Consider the following 19193-nt stretch of genomic DNA (forward strand, 5'->3'; position numbering starts at 1 on the left):
GCGACCCAAGAAGGTGCTCGGCGGACTGACCCCGAGCGACTACGCCAGCCAGCTGGCATCCGCTACGATTGATCCCGGACTCTAAACCGCCGTGCTACTGAAGGCGGGGGGACGTCGCAGGTGACGCAGGGTATGGGAGGTGAGTACCAGGTCCTTGTCGTCGTCAGATTGCCCATACCGTTTGAACAGCGTGTCGCGGGACTTCTGCTCGCCGAGGGAAAGATTGACCAAGCTTGTATCGGGCCGACCAACGGAGATGTATCGGGTGACATCGCAGACCCCATTGTTTCGCTCCTCGGCTAGGGACCGTTTCGGATGCAGGAAAAGGAATTCCCAGGAAGCAAAGCTGCGATCGGTCAGACTGAAAAGCTCGGTGTCCGGCAACTTTGAGCTGGCCGCGACACGAAGGTAACTTTCAAGATCTCCGATTCTTACGAAGACCTTGCTCATGTCGCGCTTGCCGTTGGGTGAGACCGCCCTGCCTTCGACGTCTCTCAGCACCAATGCGCCACCATCTTTGCCCTCGAATCCCGCCATCCGGCGAAAGTACATGCGAGCGGTCGCACTCATTTCACCTTGAAGACTGGCATTCAAGCTCTCTTGAACTTTCTGGAGCTCGTCGAAGCAATCAGCGGAATAGTTCTGACGGCACTTCTGCATCCAATACTGTTTCTTGTCCTCGGCCAGGTCTAGCCAGAAGGCGTTTCCGGAAAGGCGAGAGTAGATTTGCGTGGTCGGCACCAGCTCACCGAGCGCAAAGTCTGGCAGAACGCGCCCTGTTTCAGTCTGCTTCCTCAGCGTGCTTCGTAGCGGATTTGTGATTGCCTCAGCACGGGTCAGGGTCTCGCTCACGATCTCCTCGAACATCTGGGGAACGTAGTGAGTCTTGGCGACTAGCACCTTGCTATCGGCATTCTTTGCCTGCTGCTTTTCGGCGAAGTGCCTAATCATGAGCGATTTGGAGTAGCCACCTAGCTCCCCTGCAGGCCGCTGCTTCGAGTCGTAATAGTGCCGGTCCGTCCGCCACTCAGCGGGGAGGAGCGTGGCCTCACCAATTCGGAAGCCCGTCAAGATCATGATGCGAATGGCTGCAAAGCGCAGTTCGTCCATGAAGGTCAGGGGCTGCTCGGTCATAACGATCCGGACCAACTCCCAGAACGCGCGACGTTCTGGCAGGCGCTCAGCGCGCTTGCGATCTTCCAGGTTGTGCCGAATCTCCGCTTGAGAATTGAGAAATTTGGACCGCCGAGTGGCTCTAGGCTGGAGACGTGCGGCGGCGAGGGCAGGGTAGAGCGGCCCCACATCGGCCAAATGGTTGGCATCAAACACCACCTTGGTCAGACCCGCGATCAAGTCTCCAAGCTTGCCCGACGCCTGGATGCTGTTGCCGGTGCGAACCGCGAGAGCCATCTCGTCGACGGTGACACTCCACGGCTCAGCGTCTCCCGCGCATGTAGCGATCACGCGCAAGGGGCGTGCCACATTGTTGGCGATGTGACCGAACGAGTTGCGGCGAACAAACAGCTGTTCCATGACGGCAGCTTTGATGAGGTCTTGCCATGCGGGCGAAAAAGTGCGCGCATGCAGAACCGGTAGCCCGTTCGAAGAGTGGGCTGCGTTGAGCGCATCAAGTGCCGAAGGTTCCGAACTGAAGTGGCGCAAGCGATGCTTGGGTGCAACGCCTCCTGCTAGCGCAGTGAGGTCCCAGTCGTACCCTTTGATCGCCGTGCCGCTCTGGTCCAGAGGAATTCCCCAAGGAACCCCATGCGTCGCGGCCAGTTCCATTCCGAGCTTGATGAAAGCGGAGAAGTGGGGATTCAAGACGGCGTACCTTCGAGCTCAACCACCACTGCCTGAACCTCTGCGATCGTCCGTTCAAGCTGTAGATAGGCCGGCGAAACCGCGTCGCCACGAGACGAGTTGTGGAAAAACCGCGCCACATCCCGAAATTCGGCTAGAACTCTCGAGTGGATCTGAACGTCGTGAATCGGCATGAACTTCCTGCAGCCATAGCAGGACAAGATCGGGTTGTAGGGACACGCAGCCTGCCCGGAGGTGCACCCACCGATCCCCGCGATCGGAACACCGTGTGGCGCTCCGCCTATCTGCTGGGACTCCTTCAATTCAGCGAGCTCTTCTGGACCGATAAACCGATCGTGGGCGATTCGAGCCACGCGTTGATATATCTCGGAGATTCCCAGTGCCTTGTTCACCCGCTCAGCCTGGTTGGCCGATGTTTCGTAGTACACAAGCGCAGTCGTTACATCCGAGTGCCCAAGGAACTCGGCCAGTTCCTCTTGGCTTGCGCCTGCGTCAACGAGGCGTTGAGCGGCTGTGTGCCGCAGATTGACGGCAGTCGCGCCGATCTCGAGAAGGTCACGAAGTAGGGAGCTGATGCGACGACTTGCTTCATTAGCGGATGTGGCGCCGAACACCCTAGCGCCCGCATCATCGCCACCAGCCTGAAAGTGCCGATCGATTTCGACGAAGAGTGGGGTCCACTCGCGTTTCACGCGCCTAAGCAGCGGCTTGGCGGCACTGGAACTCCTCTGCTTCGCCATCCGGAATGTGATATGGACAGACGCGAGCATGCCGACATCTTCTCGACGAACTTTTACGTCACGAAACGTGAGCATTGCAATCTGAATAGGTCGCATTGCGAACTGATACGCACAAAGCAACATCGCTGCGTCTTGCACATCCTCGAGAGCCAGCAACGACATGTTTGCCTGGACCGCCGCCTCATCCAAGAACCGAACTACTGCAGCTTCATCGTCAACCGAAATAAAGGCTTCTCCCGATCGGACGACGGCATACTTGTCCTTGAAGGGTAGGGGCAGAGCAGATATGACATCGTGATAAGAGTCTGACCAGCCATTGATGCGATGTTGGCAGAGCAGCTTGAGGATCGATTTAGCGCAGGAGTAGGCGTCTCTAGGCAAGGTCTTCGCGAGGAGGGCGGTCCATACGGAAGATATTCCTGTGGGTCCAGAGCCCAAAAGCCCAGCAAGATCTTCGTTTCCAAAGTGCTTCCCTCCGAGCGTGTACATTGCGGCGGTTCTCGGCGCGAAGCCCTCTCCAATAATGTGCAGAAATACGTGCTTAAGAAGGGTTCCAAATGCCTCTTCAACCAGAGCGAACTCGATGTTGACAACGCTTCCATTCGCATGAACTGCGAAGCGGTTGGCTGTCGCAGGACTTCGAATGGAACGAGTCGTGTCATCGAAATCGTCGTAGTACCTAATCACGGGCGGCAATGGCGGAAGCTGCGCAGCGACTTCGCTCAGCATTGACGCGTCGAGCCGACGATGATGATCACGTTGCATATCAGGAAGGAATTGCTCTCAGAACCTCTACTCGGTCGTCAAATGCGTTGTTCCAAACCGACGATAGACGGTCTTCGAACACCGCTCTTGCATAGCGAACGGGCATCTGTGATTCTCGCGACCAGCCGAAGAAGGCCCTGAGCTTCTGCAGTGCTTCATCCATTGAGTCCCCATGGTGAAGAAGTTGATTCAGTCGCACTACGGCACACGTATGACGAAGGTCGTGGGGTGTGACTGAATGTTTTCCGCTCCGCTCCTTCAGCTCCCGGAGAACGGAGGGGGGTAGGGCCGCGGAAATTTTCAGGAACATCTTCGTCAAGGATTCAGTGGACAGTGGGCTATCCTGCTGTGTGTTCAGCAGAAAGGCGTGACCTGGCCTACCTCGATAGTTTTCAACATAGGTTTGTACTAACCCCGCGACCGCTTCGCTCACCGGCAGTTGGCGGACAGAGTTCGCCGACTTGATGCTGGGTCTGGAATACCGCGGATCATCGCCGTCATCGGAATACAGGCTCTCTTGCACATTCATCCAGCAGCGAGACCTCTGTTGCCCTTCATCAAATCCGTCCTTGATCACGTCCGCAGTAAGCAACAGGAGCTCGCCGCGTCGAAGCCCCTGATGGAGCATCAACAGGAAGGAAATAAAGGCGAGCCATCGCGTGTGCTGTCGTGCAAAAGGATTGGTAGCCGATGCCGGGTCTAGCATTTCGTAGAGCGCCTTGATCACGCTCGCCGGCAATGAACGGATCTGACTCGGTTGGCGGCTCCTGCGGACGTGGAGCTGCCCATACAGGTGGGATAGGCGATGCAGGCGAGCTTCAATCTGCCGGAGACGGTCGGTTGGCAACGTTGACTTGGACAACCAGGTGACCACGGACCCGACAAATGCTAAGCCGGTGCGCCAACGTGATTCGTCCGCAGGACCAACGGAAGGTTGATTGCGGATCGATATGAACCAGGACTCTAGGATCTCGGCGAGCACGACCTCGTTCAGGTGGCCCAAGGCGTCATCCAGCGCGTGGGCGCCGAACTGACGATCCGCATGGCCGTACAAACTCTCGATGTACCGAAGCTTCTTTACCTGGCTAGATGCGGCGAGGTCATGGTTGGACATCAACGCCCAGACGCTAGCCCAGTAACGAGGCAGCCTGTGAACATCGTCAACGAGTAAGGCGCCCCGTAGTGAGGCTGGAACCTGAGGATCCGTAAGCACGTTGAGCAAAGGCTATTTCCTGTTGAGGAAGCAACACCATATGTACCATCGAACAAAGGCTCTGTTGCGGACGGAAGGCTCCAATCTAGGACTTCCACGCAACACCGGGAGAAGTACTAGATTTTCGCATAATGTATATTATGTCATGTCCATGGCATGCCTTAGCACGTGCCATGCGCTACTACGCCAGCCTGCTCAAGCCGCTGCTGGGCATCGTCTCGCCTCCCCGCGTGTTCCCGCGTCGATTTACATCTACGGCGCGGATTCGGCTTCGGGCACGTAGACCATCCGCCCGTCGTCCAGACGGTACGTGATGCCAGCGCGGACGCCACCGCCTTCGCCCATTTCCCCGGTGGATTCGTAACGGGTCAGCGTTTCGCCATTCTTGACGATCATGCGCATGTTGGCCTGCCCGGGGTTCTCCACCACGACGACGTCGTCCTGCGAGAACGGATTGAGCGGATTGCGCACGATGACGATCATCAGGATGCCGATGACCACCAGGAACAGGTCGACGAGGTTGACCACGGACAGGATCGGGTCGTCGATTTCGTCGTGTTCGAGGAAACGCATCAGCCGTTCTCCCTGCGGCGCTCGATGTCGCGCAGTTCCTGCAGTGCCCAGCGGCGGCGGATGGTGAGGATCAGGAACGTGATGCTGGCCGCGACCAGCGCCAGGATGACCGCCGAGAACGCCACGACCAGGTTCTCGCCGACGCCTTGCGCGTCGTTGCGGGTCAAGGCCAGCAAGGCCGGCCCCATCGGGATCATGGTCGCCACCAGCCCCAGCATCGGTGCGGTGCGCGAAGTGACGCGCAGCCATTCCAGGCGCTTGAGTATCCACAGTTCCAGGTCGTCGCTGTCGCCGCCGACACGGGCATGGTGGATGGCCAGGCGCGACCGGTAGCTGCCGCGCCAGCGCTGCCAGACTTCCAGCAGGAATGCTCCCAGGCTGACGAACGCGTACGCCAGCGCGGCGACGATCAGCAGCAGGACCGGCAGCAGGAAAAGATGGGAAAGGTCGTAGAGGCTGGTTTCCAGAAGATTCATCGCGGGGTTCGCTCTTGGGAAGGCTGTAGGTTGTCGCGCCATTGCCGCCAGGCACCGATGGCCAGGAACAGCGACAGCAGCGCCAGGCCCAGCCAGGTCCGCCATCGTGGCGGCGCGGCATGCCCGGTGGCGGCAACTTCCTGCATCACCCGGCCGCGGACCTGTGGCGCCGGCGTGTCCGGGGGGCTGGACGGCGAAGGCTCGGCCTGCTCCATCGCATCGGCGGCCGCGGCGTCGATCCCGGCCGCGGGCGCGTCCAGCCCGAATCCGCCGGCCGCCGTCGCCTGCCCGGTATCCGGCTTCGCGGGAGTGTTCAACGCCCGCAGGCGCTGCTCCAGTTCGGCGACGGTGCGGTCATCGGCGTGCCAGTAGCCGCGAGCGATGGCTTCGCGCATGCGTTCGATCAGTTGGACCTGCGCAGCGGGATTGTGGCGGTCGAACCATGCATCGATGCCCATGTCGCGGCTGTCGCGGATGTAGGTGTCGTGGATCGCCTGCCACTGCTCGCCGCGCACGCTGGAGGGATCGGTGACCTGCCAGCCGAACAGGTTGTTGACCGCGTTCAGGACTTCCAGCGTGCCCGCATAGCCTTCCTGCTGCATCGCGCCGATCCAGTGCGGATTGAGGTAGCGGCTGCGCAGTTCCCCGGCCAGGAACCGTGCGGCACTGGTGGTCCGGGGCGTTTGTTCGCGCAGGTCGGCCACGTACAGCGACGGGCTGGCGCCATCGAGGTGGCGTACCGCCAGCGACAGGCCACCGAGGTACTCGAACGGATGGTCGGTCGACAGCAGCCCATGGGTATTGGACGAGCGCGCCAGTACCGCCGCCTGCACGCCGCGCAGCTGTTCGGCGAACAGGTTGCTGCCCTGCACCGCCGCGCCCCACTCCCGCGCGCCGTAGGCGTACTGCAGGCGCGAGAGGAATTGTTCGGCCAGCGCGGCATCGCCCTTGTCCTGGCGTTCGTCCAGTACCGCATCGGGCAGTCCGCTGCCGTACTCGCCGGGCGCGTTGCCGAAGATGCGCAGCCGCGCCAGCTGCGCGGCGCGCTCCGGCGCCAGGCCGGCGGCGACAAGTCTGTCCGCGAGCGCCCGGCTGTTGCGCGCCACGGCATTGGCGTCGCCTTCGATGGCGGCGAGCCGGTCGATGGCGTCGGCCAGCAGGCGCATGAAGCCGTCGAACTGGTCGCGGTACACGCTGGTGACCTGCAGCACCACGTCGATGCGCGGCTGCGCCAGTTCGGCGTCGGGCACGATCTCCAGCGCGGTGACGCGCCCGCCCTCGTCCCAGAGCGGCCGCAGCCCCAGCGCATGCAGCACTTCGCTTTCCAGCACGCCCAGGTGGCGGATGGCCTCGGACGACCACAGGCTGAAAGCGAGCTTCTGCGGCATCTGGCCGGCATGCTCGTCGCGGTAGGCCGCCAGCAGCTGGCGCAATGCTTCGGCGCCGGCCTCATAGGCGGCACGGGTGGGAATTTTGTCCGGCTCGAACGGGAACAGGTTGCGGCCGCTGCGTATATCGGGATTGCGTATCGGGTCGCCACCGGCGCCGGGCGCCACGAAACCGCCGGCAAGGCCACGCAGCAACGATTCGATCTCCCGGGTGTCGGCCAATGCGCGATCCAGTTCGATCGCACGCGCCAGCTGCGCGCGCAGCGTCGGGTCGGCGACGTCGTCGAGCGCAACGCCTTCGCGCAGGTGGCGATGCAGCAGGCGGTACGGCCCGCTCTGCTGGAGCTGGCGGAAATCCTCGGCGAACAGCTCCTGCGGATCCAGCCCCAGGGCGCGGTAGTACGGTTCGCCCAGCTGCTGCATCACCATGCCCAGGCGATGCTCCGCCGCCGCCGGCTCGCCGAAGGTGTGCAGGCCCAGCGGCATCGCGCCGCGCGCCAGTTCGTGCAGTTGGTCGTGCAGCGCGCCGAAGAAGGTGGCGAAGTCGGCGTCGATGGCGGCGCGGTCCCAGCCCATGTCGCCGGCGATGCCCGCCGCCATCGCGGCATCGGCGATGGCATCGGCGGTGCGCCGGCGCACCCCGCCCTCGTCCAGCTGCATGTATTCGTGCACCAGCGCATGCAGGTCGCGCAGTTCTTCGTACAGCCCGGCCGGCGCGAACGCCGGGGTCTGGTGGCTGACGATCACCGCGCGTCCGCGGCGCTTGGCCTGCACCGCCTCGCCGACGTTGTCCTGGATGTAGGGATAGAACACCGGCAGGTCGCCGACGGCGAGGAACGGATGGTCGTTCGCCCACAGGCCGCGGTCCTTGCCCGGCGTCCATTCCTGGGTGCCGTGGGTGCCGAAGTGGATCAGTGCGTCGGCGCCGTAGCCCTCGCGCAGGAACTGGTAGGCGGCCAGGTAGTAGTGGCCCGGCAACGAGGCCTGGTCGTGGGTGGCTTCGCCTACCCTGCCCGTCCGCGGCGGCTGCGGCATCAGCAGCAGGTGGCCCAGCCGCAGGCGCGGAATCAGGAAGACCTGCTCGCCGTCGAGGGTGCGTACCGCCGGGTGCGATTCCGGCTCGCCCCAACGCGCCAGCAAGGCGTCGCGCTGCGCGTCGGGCAGGGTCTGCAGCCATTGCCGGTAGCGCCGGACCGGAAAGGCCTCGGCCAGGTCGCGGTCCCGCAGCGAATCCAATGTCTCCGGGCGGTAGTAGCCGCCCAGCATCGCCTGCCCGGCGGCTATCAGCTGCGCCTCGGTCGAAGGCCTGACCTTGTAGCCGGCCTCCTGCAAGCTCCGGCTCAATGCTTCCAGGCTGCGCGGCACGTTCAGGTGCGAGGCGGAGAGGTTGTTCTCGCCGGCCGGGTAGTTCCAGAACATCAACGCCAGCTTCTTCTCCACCGCCGGCTTGTGGCGCAGCGCGGCCAGCCGCGCCAGCTTGGCCGCCAGCGCGTCGACCTGTTCCGGTATCGGGACCTGTTCGCCGCGCTCCACTGCCGCCAGCACCAGCGGGTCGCTCATGCCCCAGCCTTCCGGCACGGCGATGAAGGTGGCGACCAGCGACGTCGGCACGCCGCTGCCGGCGGCGCGCCAGGCAGCGACGCCGCCCTGGCGGTAGTTCAGCGTCTGCAGCACGGGAACGTCCAGCGCCCGGAATTCCTCGCTGCGCGCGCCTCCATTCTGCAGGTGGGTGAGGTTGACGATGGCATCCACCTCGATCCCGTCCAGTGCCCTGCCCAGGCCCTGCGGATCGGCGGCATCGAACCAGAGGCCGAACGCCTGCACGCCATGCGCCTGGCTGCGCGCGATCACCGCGTCCAGCACCGCGGTCTGCATCGACGCCACCGCCCCCGGCGACACGACGACGGCGACCTGCGGCGGGGTCGTGCCGGCGTCGTCACCGCGACCCGCCTGCCAGCGCCGGTAGTCCGCCGCGCTGGCGAACAGCATCGGCGCCTGCGGATGGTAGTAGCCGATATCCGGCATCGGTTGCGGCGGCGGCACGGCGGCGGTGTCTTCGCCACGATGGCGGCGCGCCAGGTAGTCGACCAGACGGCGGAAGTTCGTTTCCCCGCCCGCGGCGTAGTAGCCGGTCAGGCGCCGCGCCACGTCGGCCGGCAGTCCGCCGGATGCCGGCGGTCCGCCACCGATGCGGATCCAGGGCTTGCCGCTGGCGGCCAGCGCCGCACCGACCCGTTCCTGCACCTCGATCGCGTCGGACGGACGCGGCGTGTCCAGGATCAGCAGGTCCGCCGGGTGCAGCCACGCCTCCGGCGCGGCGTCGCCGGCCACCACGACATGCTCGAACACGACGCCGGCTTCGGCTCCCCACCCTGCCAGCCGCGCCGTCTTGCCCGGCAGGACGAAATCGTTGGCCAGCACCTTCACCCGCAGCGGTGCGCTGGTCGATGGAGCTGCCGGTTCGGCCGCCGCCAGCGGCAGTGCCGCCATCGGCAGCCAGGCGGCAAGCAGGAGGAACCATCGCCGCATCTCAGAAGCCCAGGCTGATGCCGACGTTGTAGTAGCGTCCGGTTTCCGGATAGGCGTACAGCGCCGAGCTTTCGTTCAGGCGTTCGTCGCCCAGGTTCTCGATGCTGCCGCGCAGGCTGACACGATCGCTGATGCGGTAGCCCAGGTCCAGCGACCACAGCGTGTAGGCCGGAAGCTCGACCAGTGCCGTGTCGGCGGTCTGCCACTGCGTGCCCTTGTATTCGCTCCGCAGGCCGGCGCGGAAATTCCGGTGGTTCCAGGCCAGCGTGGCGGCTCCGCTGTGGCGCGGGCGCTCGGTCAACGGCAGGCCGGTGCCCAGGTCGCGCGGTTGCAGCCAGGCATAGTTGGCGTCGAAGGAGAAGCCCGCCGGTAGTTCGAGCCTGCCCGACAGTTCGGCGCCGCGGATGCGCGCTTCGGCGACGTTGACGTAGTTGCGCACCTCGCGGCCACGGATGCCGCAATCGGCCACGCAGAGGGTCTGGATCAGGTCCTCCAGGCGGCTCTGGAAGGCCGTGGCCTCCAGCGACCAGCCCTGCCCGCGCCAGCCGGCGCTGACCTCCCAGGTGGTCACGGTTTCCGGCTTCAACCCGGGATTGCCGTAGATGGTGAAGCGCCCGCCACCGCCCACCGCCGAGTACTCGGGCGACAGCTGCTTCAGGCTCGGCGCCTTGAAGCCGCTGCCGACGCCGCCCTTGAGGGTGAATCCCTCGCCGAGGTGATAGACGGTGTAGGCGCGCGGACTCTGGTGCCAGCCGAACTGCTGGTGGTGATCGGAGCGGTTTCCGACCACCAGCGACCAGTCCGCCGTCAGGTCGATCTCGTCCTGCACGAACAGCGCACGCTGGATGCTCCCGGCATGGCCGCTGGCGGCCACCGAGCTGTCGTCCAGCTGCTCGCGCCGCCATTCGCCGCCGATGGTCAGGCGATGGCGTTCGCCCAGGCCGACGCTGGCATGGCCGTCGACCGTGTCTTCGCCCAGGTCCTGCGGCCGCGTGGCTTCGCCGAGGGAGCGGCGGTTGGTCCGCTCCAGCGTCGAGCGATAGGCGCGCAGCAGGCTCTCGCCCCATTGCCAGCGGCCGCGATGCGACAGCGAAGTCTGGGTGCGGTCGACGTGATCGACGGTCTCGTAGACGTAGGGCGCCGCGCCGGCCTGCAACGCATCGCGCCAGCGCTTCTCGTTGCCCTGCAGGTGGCCGAAATCGATGCGCTGGGCCTCGCCGGGCGTCCAGGTCAGCACCAGGTTGCCGCTCCGCGAGCGCCGGCCCTCCTGCTCGGACAGCCGTCGGTCGAGCGGGTCGGCGATGTCGTCCCGGCGCCGGGTTTCGCCGTAGAAGCTGAGCCCCAGTTCGTCCCGGATCAGCGCGCCGCCCGCGTAGATGCCCGCCTGGTAGCTGCCGCCGCCCAGCCCGCCCTCGACCACGCCGCCGTTGTAGGTGGCGCTGCCCTTCCATTCGTCGGTGGCGCGCCGGGTGATGATGTTGACCACGCCGCCCAATGCCTCGGAGCCATACAGCGAGGACATCGGGCCGCGCACCACCTCGATGCGTTCGATGGCTTCGACCGGAATCCAGCCCAGGTCGAAATCGGCATGGGCGATGGCGTCGCTGGCCGCGTTGACCCGGCGGCCGTCCACCAGGGTCAGGGTGTATTCGCTGTCCATTCCGCGGATGCGGATGCCGCGCCGGGACAGGCCGATGCCGCCCACGGTGACGCCGGTCGTGCCGCGCAAGGCGTCGGACAGGTCCTGGATCGGGCGTTGCCCGAGCTCTTCGCGGGTAATGACCGTCATCGACGCGGGGGCGTCGTCCAGTTTCCTTTCGGTCGCCGTGGCGGTCACCACCACCGGCGCGATATCGACGGGTTCCGCGGCGATGCCGCCGGCAAGCAGATGCGGGGCGGGCAAGGCCAGCAGGCCGCCCAGGGCCGCGCTCAGGCGGCGGTGCACGGGAAACCGGGGACGCGCGATCACAAGGACTTCTCCAACGGATGAGGGCGTCTGTCGCGCCCAGGTTGGGATGTATTTAATGTGATGATATAACATTTTATCAAGTCCCTTTTTCCACTTGTGCTCCTGCTCGAAAGGCACGGGATGTCCGTCGGCTTCGAGTCGCCCCTGCATGCATGGCGATGATCGAAAGCGCGGCAGGTGGCAGCTGGAGGGGTGTTGGCAGGGAGCCGGGCAAGAACAGTCCGGCTGCATCAGCGACCTGAGCGCGCTTGAGGAATTTCCTCTGCCGCACCGGCTCTTGCGCCTTGAGCGGCTGCGCGCCGTATTCCAGGGCGCGCTACCCCATGGGGGCTGGCAGCGGCGGGATCATGCGGGTGCAGCCGTTCGGCATGAAAGCGTCCAGTCCGCTGCGATGACGTGCGCTGCCTTACGGGTTGCCGGCACTGGAGGACAGCCGGTCATTGACTGGATTGGGGCTGGATTGGCTACCGTGGCCAGCGGGCAAGCGTGAGAGCCGCCGCTCCCGGCAATCGCATCTGCAGGGGGCTTTTCTGTCTCCACCGATCGAGTTGCGGGTTGCCATCTGCGGAACTCCACCGACGGAACCCGATTCCGTCGCTGCCGACAGTGGCCAAGCCTCATGGGCATGGGAACGGCCAAACAAAACGGCGCCAGCTGTTCGCCAGCACCGGTGCATTCCTGCACGGCTGGATTGCCTGGCCGGATTGGGAGGGGCGCGCCCAGCGCACCGGCAAGGGCGAACCGTTTACCGATCGCCCCCTGAGGGGTGGGTTACGGCGCTGCGCGGGTTTCCCCGGCGTACTCGTCCCACAGCGCCTCCACGTCCTTTCCCGTCGCCTGTCGCCATGTCTTCGACGTGTAGCGTCCCTCGCGCAGGTCCGTGTCGAGCCGCATGACCAGTCCCGGGTGGCGCGATTCGCTCCATTTCAGGAAGGCCGCCGTGACGCGGTAGCCGCTGTCGAAGTTGTGGCCTGACTCGACCCGGGTCGGCAGTGCCCAGCCGCCGGCGGCGTTGTTCAGGCCATAGCGGTCGCGCGCATAGTCGGCGATGCCCTCGACCAGCCACGCCGGCGAATTCTCGTTCGCGTACTCCGGATAGGACTGCACGATGTGCATGGCTTCATGGGTGACCAGGTCGTCGTCCTGCGGGTGGAGCGCCAGCCAACCCGGGTTGATGGTCATCGTTGGCCTGCCTTGCACCCGGTCGACGTAGGCGACGCCTTCGTACGCCGGGTCGATGACGATGTCTATTTCTGCGGGGGCGGAACGATTGAAGTCCGCGCGCTCGCGGAGATAGGCGGAGAAGAATGTGTCGAGGATCCTGTCGCGCACGTCCTGCGTCAGCGAATCCGCGGTGTCGCGATAGTTCACGACGATCCCGTCGCGGGTGAGGGTCGTTTCGCCCGCATCCGCCTCCGTTGCCGCAAGGGTCGTGGCGAGCAGCAACAATGCGAGGGTCGGCAATGGACGGGACATCAGCGCTCCTCGAGCGATGCGGGGACGCGGGGAGCCAGCAGTTCGACCTCGAACAGGTGCAGGCGGCCGGGAGCGTCGAAACGGAAACGGTACTGTTCGTAGCGGCCCGGCGCGGCGACGCGGAACGGGCGTGTCTGCGGCGTCCATCGGAAATCCTCGCCGTCGCGGGAATCGATGGCCTGCCACTGCCCTTCCCCGTTCCGGGCTTCCAGCGTCCATGCCGCGCCTTCCACGGGCTGGCCGCCGGTGGTCAGGGTGTAGTACGTCGCTTCCGCAGCGGCCGCGAGCGTTATCTCCACCGTGGCCGGTTCGCCGCCCAGCAGCGCGCCGGTGGTCGCGTCGTCGTCCACCAGCACCACCGGGGTATCGATGCCGGTGGCCACGATCTTCGCGTCGCGATCGATCAGGTCGACCAGGACCTCGGGGGCCTTGCCGGCGGGCGTCAGCGAAGGCGGCGCGTCTTCCGGGCGCGTTCCCCAGCGGGACGGCTCGGGCCCCATGGTGAATTCGAGGACCGCGCCCGCGGCGACGATGGAATGCGGGATCCACGTCTTGCGCCAGGGCTTGCCGTTAACCTTCAACGACTGGACGTACACGTTCTGCGCCGAGTTGTTGATCGCGCGGACGACGAGCCGCTTGCCCGGGCCGAGCCGGACGCTGGCTTGGTCGAACAATGGCGAACCGATGACGTACTCGGGCGCGCCCATCCGCAATGGATAGAGCCCCAGCGCGGCGAACAGGTACCAGGCGGACATCTCGCCGTTGTCCTCGTCCCCGGGATAGCCCTGGCCGATCTCGCTGCCCAGGTACAGGCGCGAAACGATCTCGCGGGTCAGCTGCTGGGTTTTCCACGGCTGCCCGGCGTACAGGTACATCCACGGGATGTGGTGCGAGGGCTGGTTGCTGTGCGCATACATTCCCAGGCGGACGTCGCGGGCCTCCGTCATTTCGTGGATGACGCGGCCGTAGGAACCGGCGAAGGCATCCTCGGCGGTTTCCTGGGTCGCGAAGAACCGGTCCAGCTTGCCGGCCAATCGTTCCCGGCCGCCGTAGAGCGCGGCCAGGCCATTGCCGTCGTGGGCCGCGGTGAACGCGAAGGTCCAGCCGTTGGCCTCGGTGTAGTCGTGGCCCCATACCCGGGGATCGTAGTCGGCGGCGCCCAGGCGCCATTGCCCGCTGGCATCGCGGCCCTGGAAGAAACCGGTGCCCGGGTCGAACAGGTTGGCGTAGGCGGCGGCACGGTAGCGGAAATACCCGGCCTCTTCCTCGTAGCGGCGCTTTTCCTTCGCGGAGGACGCCTGCCGGGACAGCGCCTGCGCCATGTTGGCGATGCCGAAGTCGTTGAGCGCGCCCTCCATCGTCCACGACAATCCTTCGTGCACGCGGGTGTCGGCATAGCCACGGAAGATCGACTGGGCCAGTCCCTTGCGGCCCACGTGCCGGTCCGGCGCGGCGACCGTCGCGTTGCGCAGCGCCGCATCGTAGGCCTCGGCCGGATCGAAACCGTCGATGCCCTTGAGCCATGCATCGGCGAAGGCCACGTCGGAACTGGTCCCCACCATCAGGTCCGCATAGCCGGGAGAAGACCAGCGCGCCACCCAGCCGCCGGCGCGATACTGCTCCAGGAAACCGTCGACCAGCACGCCGGCGCCCTCCGGGGCGAACAGCGCATAGGCCGGCCAGGTCGTGCGGAACGTGTCCCACAACCCGTTGTTGACGAAGATCCGGCCATCGCGGATGGGCGCCGAACTGCGGGTTTCGTCGCCGCCAACGTTGTCGTCCGACCAGCTCATCTGGTCGGCGTGGCGCCATTGCGGCTGTTGGGCCGTGCCGACGTTCTCGGCGGCGGAATTCGGGTACAGGAACAGCCGGTACAGGTTCGAGTACAGCGTGGTCAGTTGGTCGTCGCTGGCGCCGGTCACCTCGAACCGTCCCAGGATCGCGTCCCACTGCTGCTGCGCGCGCCCGGCGACGCTGGCCACGGTATCGTCGTCGCTCACTTCGAGCGACAGGTTCCGCCACGCCTGCTCGACGGAGATGAGCGATGTGGCGATCCGCATGCGAACGATGCGGGAGTCGCCGACGGCGAACTTCACGTAGCCCGTCGGCCGCCCGGTCTCGATCGTGCCGCTGGCCTGCCAGGGCGCATCGAACCGGGCCACCACGAACATGCGCGTCGCGCCGGTGGACAGGCCGCTGCGCACGTCGGTGTATCCGGACAGGGTCTGCCCGGCCGCATCCAGCCGCAGCCCGCCCCGTCCATCGACGTTGTCGAACAGCAGGTTCGCGTCGCTGCCGTCGGGAAAAGCGAACTCGAACACCGCCGCATGGTCCGTCGGCGCCACGGCGGCAACGATGTCGTTGTCGAAACGCACGCGGTATTCGTAGGGGCGGGCCACCTCCGCGTCGTGCGAGAAGGACAGGCTGCGCTTCTCCCTGTCCGCCACGGGAACCCCGGCATCGGCCGACGGCATCACCTGGAACGTCTGCCGGTCCCCCATCCACGGACTGGGCTGGTGGCTCAGGGCCAGGCCCTGCAGGCGCGGACGGTTGTCGGGGCCGTTGTGTTCGTTCCAGCGGTACAGCCAGCCGAGCGAACCCGCATCGGTTACCGGGGTCCAGAAATTGAAACCGTGCGGCACGGCGGTGGCGGGAAAATTGTTGCCGCGGGAGAAGCGGCCGTTGGCCTGGGTGCCGCGGGTGGTCAGCACCCACTCGCTGGGGCGCTTCCACGCCGGCCGCGGCACCTCCTGCAGGGCGACGTCGTCGATCCAGCCGCGCGCCGGCCGGTTTTCCGGTGGCTGGACCTCCAGCTCGATCGCGACGATGCGGCGGCCGCGCAGGCCAGGCACGTCGGCCAGCCGGACCGCCTTGCGCGCCCATTGCTGCGGGTACAGCGACTTCGATTCGCCCTGTGCCCGGGCGCCGATGCCGAATCCGTGCTGGTCCCTTGCCTGGGTCGAAGACAGGCGCTGACCGTCGTCGAAGACCAGGTCGAGCGAGACATAGGTCGATGCGACGGTATCGCCGTCGACGATCTCGGGAAGCACCAGCCAGGACAGCGTGGTATCCGCCTCGATGCGGACGTCGACATCGAACAGCCGCCGCCGGCCGCTTTCCGTTGCCTCGTACCGCAGCGCCTGCTGCCCGCTGTAGCCGGCATCGGGCTTGGCCGCATACGGTGCGTCCGGGCCGCTGCCGACCTCGACGGCCAGGCTCCCCTGCCCCTGCGCGATGGCCTGCGGCTGCCCGTCCTCGAACGAGGTGTCGAACACGCCAGCCCTGGCCTGGGGCGATCCGACCGCGGCGATGGCCGCGACGAGGAAGGGCGCGATTGCATGGAAGGTCGGGGTCATCGGCCACGGGCTCCGGATCGGGGTGGGAGCGGTCTTGACCACGTACGATCAAGTCCATTGTTTGCTTGCATCGAACCTGCCACCGGTCTTCCTCCTTCAGGGACCGTGCGGTCGCGGGGTATCGGATTGAATGGCATCGGCCAGCGAGCGCACCCGCAGTGCGCCGCGCAGGGATTCCAGGCTGGCGGACGATTGCAGCTGGATCTCGACCGGCTCTCCCGGCAACAGGCCGAGGGCGTTGTCCGACAGGACGACGTCCAGGTTGCCGAAGTCGATCCACACCGCCCGCGCCACCGCCTGCGCGTGCAGCCGCAGGACAGCGCCCTGCTCCGTCGCGACCAGTTCGTGCCGGATCCGCGGGTCCGGCAGCTGCAGTCGCTTGGCCGCGTCGAAATAGACCAGGTGGCGGGAAACCGTCCCGCCGGCCTGGAGCAGTTCGAACACCGCCACGCTGCGCAGCGGATCGGCGGCGCCCAGCAGTTCGTCATCGCTGAAGTCGGCGGCGACCTGGGCCGACAGCGGCGCCAGGGTCGCCGGGCGCCGCAGTTCGCGATGCACGCGGCCGTCGAAATCCATCACCCGCAGGCGCCATTCCAGTTCGAGCGGGACGGCGCGGTCCGACAGCAGGTGCAGGCGGGTGACGCCGTCCCTGCGCAGCGGCGCCACCGCCACCTCGGCGAAGAAGCGCCGGGCATGGTGGTGCAGCGGCTTCCAGCGGCCGTGGTAGTCGAGGTTGGACCAGGAGGCGCCGGGCCAGACGTCGTTGAGCTGCCAGTACAGCGAGCCCATGGTGTACGGGCGCGAGGCGCGGTGGTGCAGCGCGGCCAGTTCGATGCCCTCGGCCTGCATCGTCTGCCCCAGGTAGACGAAGTCGGCGAAGTCGCGCGGCGTGCCGTATTCGCGCTCGATGTACAGCAGCTGGCGCTGGTTGCCGTCGCCGGCCAGGAACTTCTGGTGGGCGCGGATCACCGGGGTGTCGATGCCCTGATCCTGCGGCCGCGCGAAGCCGTCGATGGTGCGCAGCGACGGCCAGGACTGCAGGCCGAACTCGGACATGAAGCGCGGGGTTTCCTCCAGGAAAGCCTGCACCGGCAGCGCGGGCCCGCCCCACACGTCCCAGTAGTGCTTGTCGCCGCGGCGCGAGTCGTTGGCCTTCTCGTCCAAGTCGTTGCCGGGCGAGCTGGACCAGTACGGCACGCCCAGCCCCTCCTCCGCCACCACCCGGCGCAGGTCGTGGCCGAACAGGTCCACGTAGCCCTGCCAAACCTGGTCGGCGAAGACCGGATCGGCCGCCGTCAACTGCCGGCGGTGGCCCCAGTCCTTCCAGGCGGTTTCCTGCTCGTTGTTGCCGCACCACAGCACGATGCTGGGGTGGTGGCGCAGGCGACGGACGTTGTCGCGCGCCTCGGCCACCACGTTGGCGCGGAACGCCGGGTCGTAGCCGGGCTGCATGCCGCCGCCGAACATGAAGTCCTGCCAGACCAGCAGGCCCAGCTCGTCGGCGATCTCGTAGAACGCGTCGCTCTCGTAGTAGCCGCCGCCCCAGTTGCGCAGCATGTTCATGTTGGCGTCGCGCGCGGCCTGCAGCACCTGCCGCAGCCTGGCTTCGTCGACGCGGCTGGGGAAGGCGTCGAACGGGATCACGTTGGCGCCCTTGGCGAAGATGGACATCCCGTTGACGACGAAAGCGAAGCCCTGCCCGCCGTCGTCGTCGGTCTCGCGCCGCAGTTCCACGCTGCGCAGGCCGGTGACGCGTTCGGCCGTGGCCAGCGTGCGGCCGCCCTGCTTCACCCGCAGGCGGAAGCGGTAGCGCGCCTGCTCGCCAAGGCCCGCCGGCCACCAGCGGCGCGGCCGCTCGATCACGGTGCGCAGGTCCACCTGCTGGATGCCGGCCCGCAGCTCGACGAAGCGCCGCAGCCGATCCACGCGGCGGCCGTCGGGATCCAGTACGTCCAGTTCCAGCTGCGCGTGGCCGGGTCCTTCGCTTTCGATCGTCGCCCGCGTCTTCAGTTCGGCCCAGTCGGCATCCAGCGCCAGCGTATGCACCGCCAGGTCGGTCGTCCGCAGCCGTTCCCACGATTCCAGCCGCACCGGGCGCCAGATGCCGGCGGTGACGTAGCGCGGGCCCCAGTCCCAGCCGAAGTGGTAGCCGGGCTTGCGCACGAAGTTGCCGACCATCGCCTCCTTCGGTTCGTCGCCATAGGGCGAGGGATAGTTGCCGGCGATCTTGTGCGGCATTACCTGCACCTGCGGCAGCAGGCGGCGGATCGGCGAGTGGAACACCACCCGCAGTTCGTTGCCGCCCGCGCGCAGCCGCCCCTGCACCGGCACCCGCCAGGTGCGATGGCTGTTGTCGGCCGACAGCAGCGGTTCGCCGTTCAGGTGCACCTCGGCGAAGGTGTCCAGGCCCTCGAACACCAGCTCGGCGCGCGGGCGCTTGAGCGTGGCGGCATCGACATCGAAGCGGCTGCGGTATTCCCATTGCGCCAGTCCGATCCACTGCAGGCCCGCCTCCGGCGCGCCGACGTACGGATCGGGGATCAGCCTATGCGCCAGCAGGTCGGTATGGACGACGCCGGGCACGGTCGCGCTTCGCCATTGCGTCGCCGCATGCTGCGTGGCCGCCTGCGCGTCGTCCGGCGCCAGCCGGAATTCCCAGTTCGTGGCCAGGTCCTGCACGTGCATCGCCATGGCCGGCGCCATCGCCAGCCACGCCAGCAGCGCCAGGCACCGCCATCGCCAGTCGCGCCGTCGCGCCACGGTGCGGTTCTCCTTCATCGCCACGGAGCTCCCGCGGCGGCGACTCCGCCGGCGCCGGCAGCCAGCGCCACGCAGCCGCCCTGCTTCGATTCGAATGCCTGGCGATGGCGACCCATGCTTCGCACTC

At 66.3% G+C, this 19193-nt stretch carries 10 protein-coding genes; all 10 read right to left on the bottom strand.

The genetic code is table 11. The features are described 5' to 3' along the window. Window positions 1-81: 81 nt before the first annotated feature. Window positions 82-1821, bottom strand: coding sequence for a hypothetical protein (locus tag OK345_RS15675; RefSeq protein ID WP_265128949.1), 1740 nt, complete (start codon window positions 1819-1821; stop codon window positions 82-84). Then, complete coding sequence (locus OK345_RS15680; RefSeq protein WP_265128950.1) at window positions 1818-3326, bottom strand: site-specific integrase; 1509 nt, start codon at window positions 3324-3326, stop codon at window positions 1818-1820. The genes OK345_RS15675 and OK345_RS15680 overlap by 4 nt, the downstream gene beginning before the upstream one ends. Before the next feature lies 1 nt (window position 3327). Further along, the gene (locus tag OK345_RS15685; protein WP_265128951.1) at window positions 3328-4440 is read right to left on the bottom strand and encodes a tyrosine-type recombinase/integrase; all 1113 of its coding nucleotides are present in this window, start codon (window positions 4438-4440) and stop codon (window positions 3328-3330) included. Between the two features lie 351 nt (window positions 4441-4791). Further along, window positions 4792-5112 (bottom strand): DUF2149 domain-containing protein, encoded by a 321-nt coding sequence (locus OK345_RS15690; RefSeq protein ID WP_265128952.1) that lies wholly within the window; start codon window positions 5110-5112, stop codon window positions 4792-4794. After that, window positions 5112-5588, bottom strand: a complete 477-nt coding sequence (locus tag OK345_RS15695; protein WP_265128953.1) for a MotA/TolQ/ExbB proton channel family protein — start codon at window positions 5586-5588, stop codon at window positions 5112-5114. Before OK345_RS15695 ends, OK345_RS15690 begins: the two co-directional genes overlap by 1 nt. Beyond that, window positions 5585-9505, bottom strand: coding sequence for a cobaltochelatase subunit CobN (gene cobN, locus OK345_RS15700; RefSeq protein ID WP_265128954.1), 3921 nt, complete (start codon window positions 9503-9505; stop codon window positions 5585-5587). The genes OK345_RS15695 and cobN overlap by 4 nt, the downstream gene beginning before the upstream one ends. Before the next feature lies 1 nt (window position 9506). Continuing rightward, a complete protein-coding gene (locus OK345_RS15705) occupies window positions 9507-11474 on the bottom strand; it encodes a TonB-dependent receptor domain-containing protein (RefSeq protein WP_265128955.1) in 1968 nt (655 codons plus the stop codon). A gap of 771 nt (window positions 11475-12245) precedes the next feature. After that, complete coding sequence (locus OK345_RS15710) at window positions 12246-12950, bottom strand: basic secretory protein-like protein (RefSeq protein WP_265128956.1); 705 nt, start codon at window positions 12948-12950, stop codon at window positions 12246-12248. Beyond that, a complete protein-coding gene (locus OK345_RS15715) occupies window positions 12950-16306 on the bottom strand; it encodes a GH92 family glycosyl hydrolase (RefSeq protein WP_265128957.1) in 3357 nt (1118 codons plus the stop codon). Before OK345_RS15715 ends, OK345_RS15710 begins: the two co-directional genes overlap by 1 nt. A 96-nt stretch (window positions 16307-16402) precedes the next feature. Continuing rightward, window positions 16403-19084: a beta-mannosidase gene (locus OK345_RS15720; RefSeq protein ID WP_265128958.1), complete on the bottom strand. Its 2682-nt coding sequence runs from the start codon at window positions 19082-19084 to the stop codon at window positions 16403-16405. Window positions 19085-19193 lie beyond the last annotated feature (109 nt).

This window comes from Xanthomonas chitinilytica (assembly GCF_026107455.2).
GTDB classification, from domain to species: domain Bacteria; phylum Pseudomonadota; class Gammaproteobacteria; order Xanthomonadales; family Xanthomonadaceae; genus Stenotrophomonas; species Stenotrophomonas chitinilytica.

Excerpts from the sequence above, each read along its gene's own strand:
- OK345_RS15680 (WP_265128950.1), bottom strand. The coding sequence starts at position 3,326 with ATGCAACGTGATCATCATCGTCGGCTCGACGCGTCAATGCTGAGCGAA.
- OK345_RS15685 (WP_265128951.1), bottom strand. The coding sequence starts at position 4,440 with ATGTCCAACCATGACCTCGCCGCATCTAGCCAGGTAAAGAAGCTTCGG.
- OK345_RS15690 (WP_265128952.1), bottom strand. The coding sequence starts at position 5,112 with ATGCGTTTCCTCGAACACGACGAAATCGACGACCCGATCCTGTCCGTG.
- OK345_RS15695 (WP_265128953.1), bottom strand. The coding sequence starts at position 5,588 with ATGAATCTTCTGGAAACCAGCCTCTACGACCTTTCCCATCTTTTCCTG.
- cobN (WP_265128954.1), bottom strand. The coding sequence starts at position 9,505 with ATGCGGCGATGGTTCCTCCTGCTTGCCGCCTGGCTGCCGATGGCGGCA.
- OK345_RS15710 (WP_265128956.1), bottom strand. The coding sequence starts at position 12,950 with ATGTCCCGTCCATTGCCGACCCTCGCATTGTTGCTGCTCGCCACGACC.
- OK345_RS15715 (WP_265128957.1), bottom strand. The coding sequence starts at position 16,306 with ATGACCCCGACCTTCCATGCAATCGCGCCCTTCCTCGTCGCGGCCATC.
- OK345_RS15720 (WP_265128958.1), bottom strand. The coding sequence starts at position 19,084 with ATGAAGGAGAACCGCACCGTGGCGCGACGGCGCGACTGGCGATGGCGG.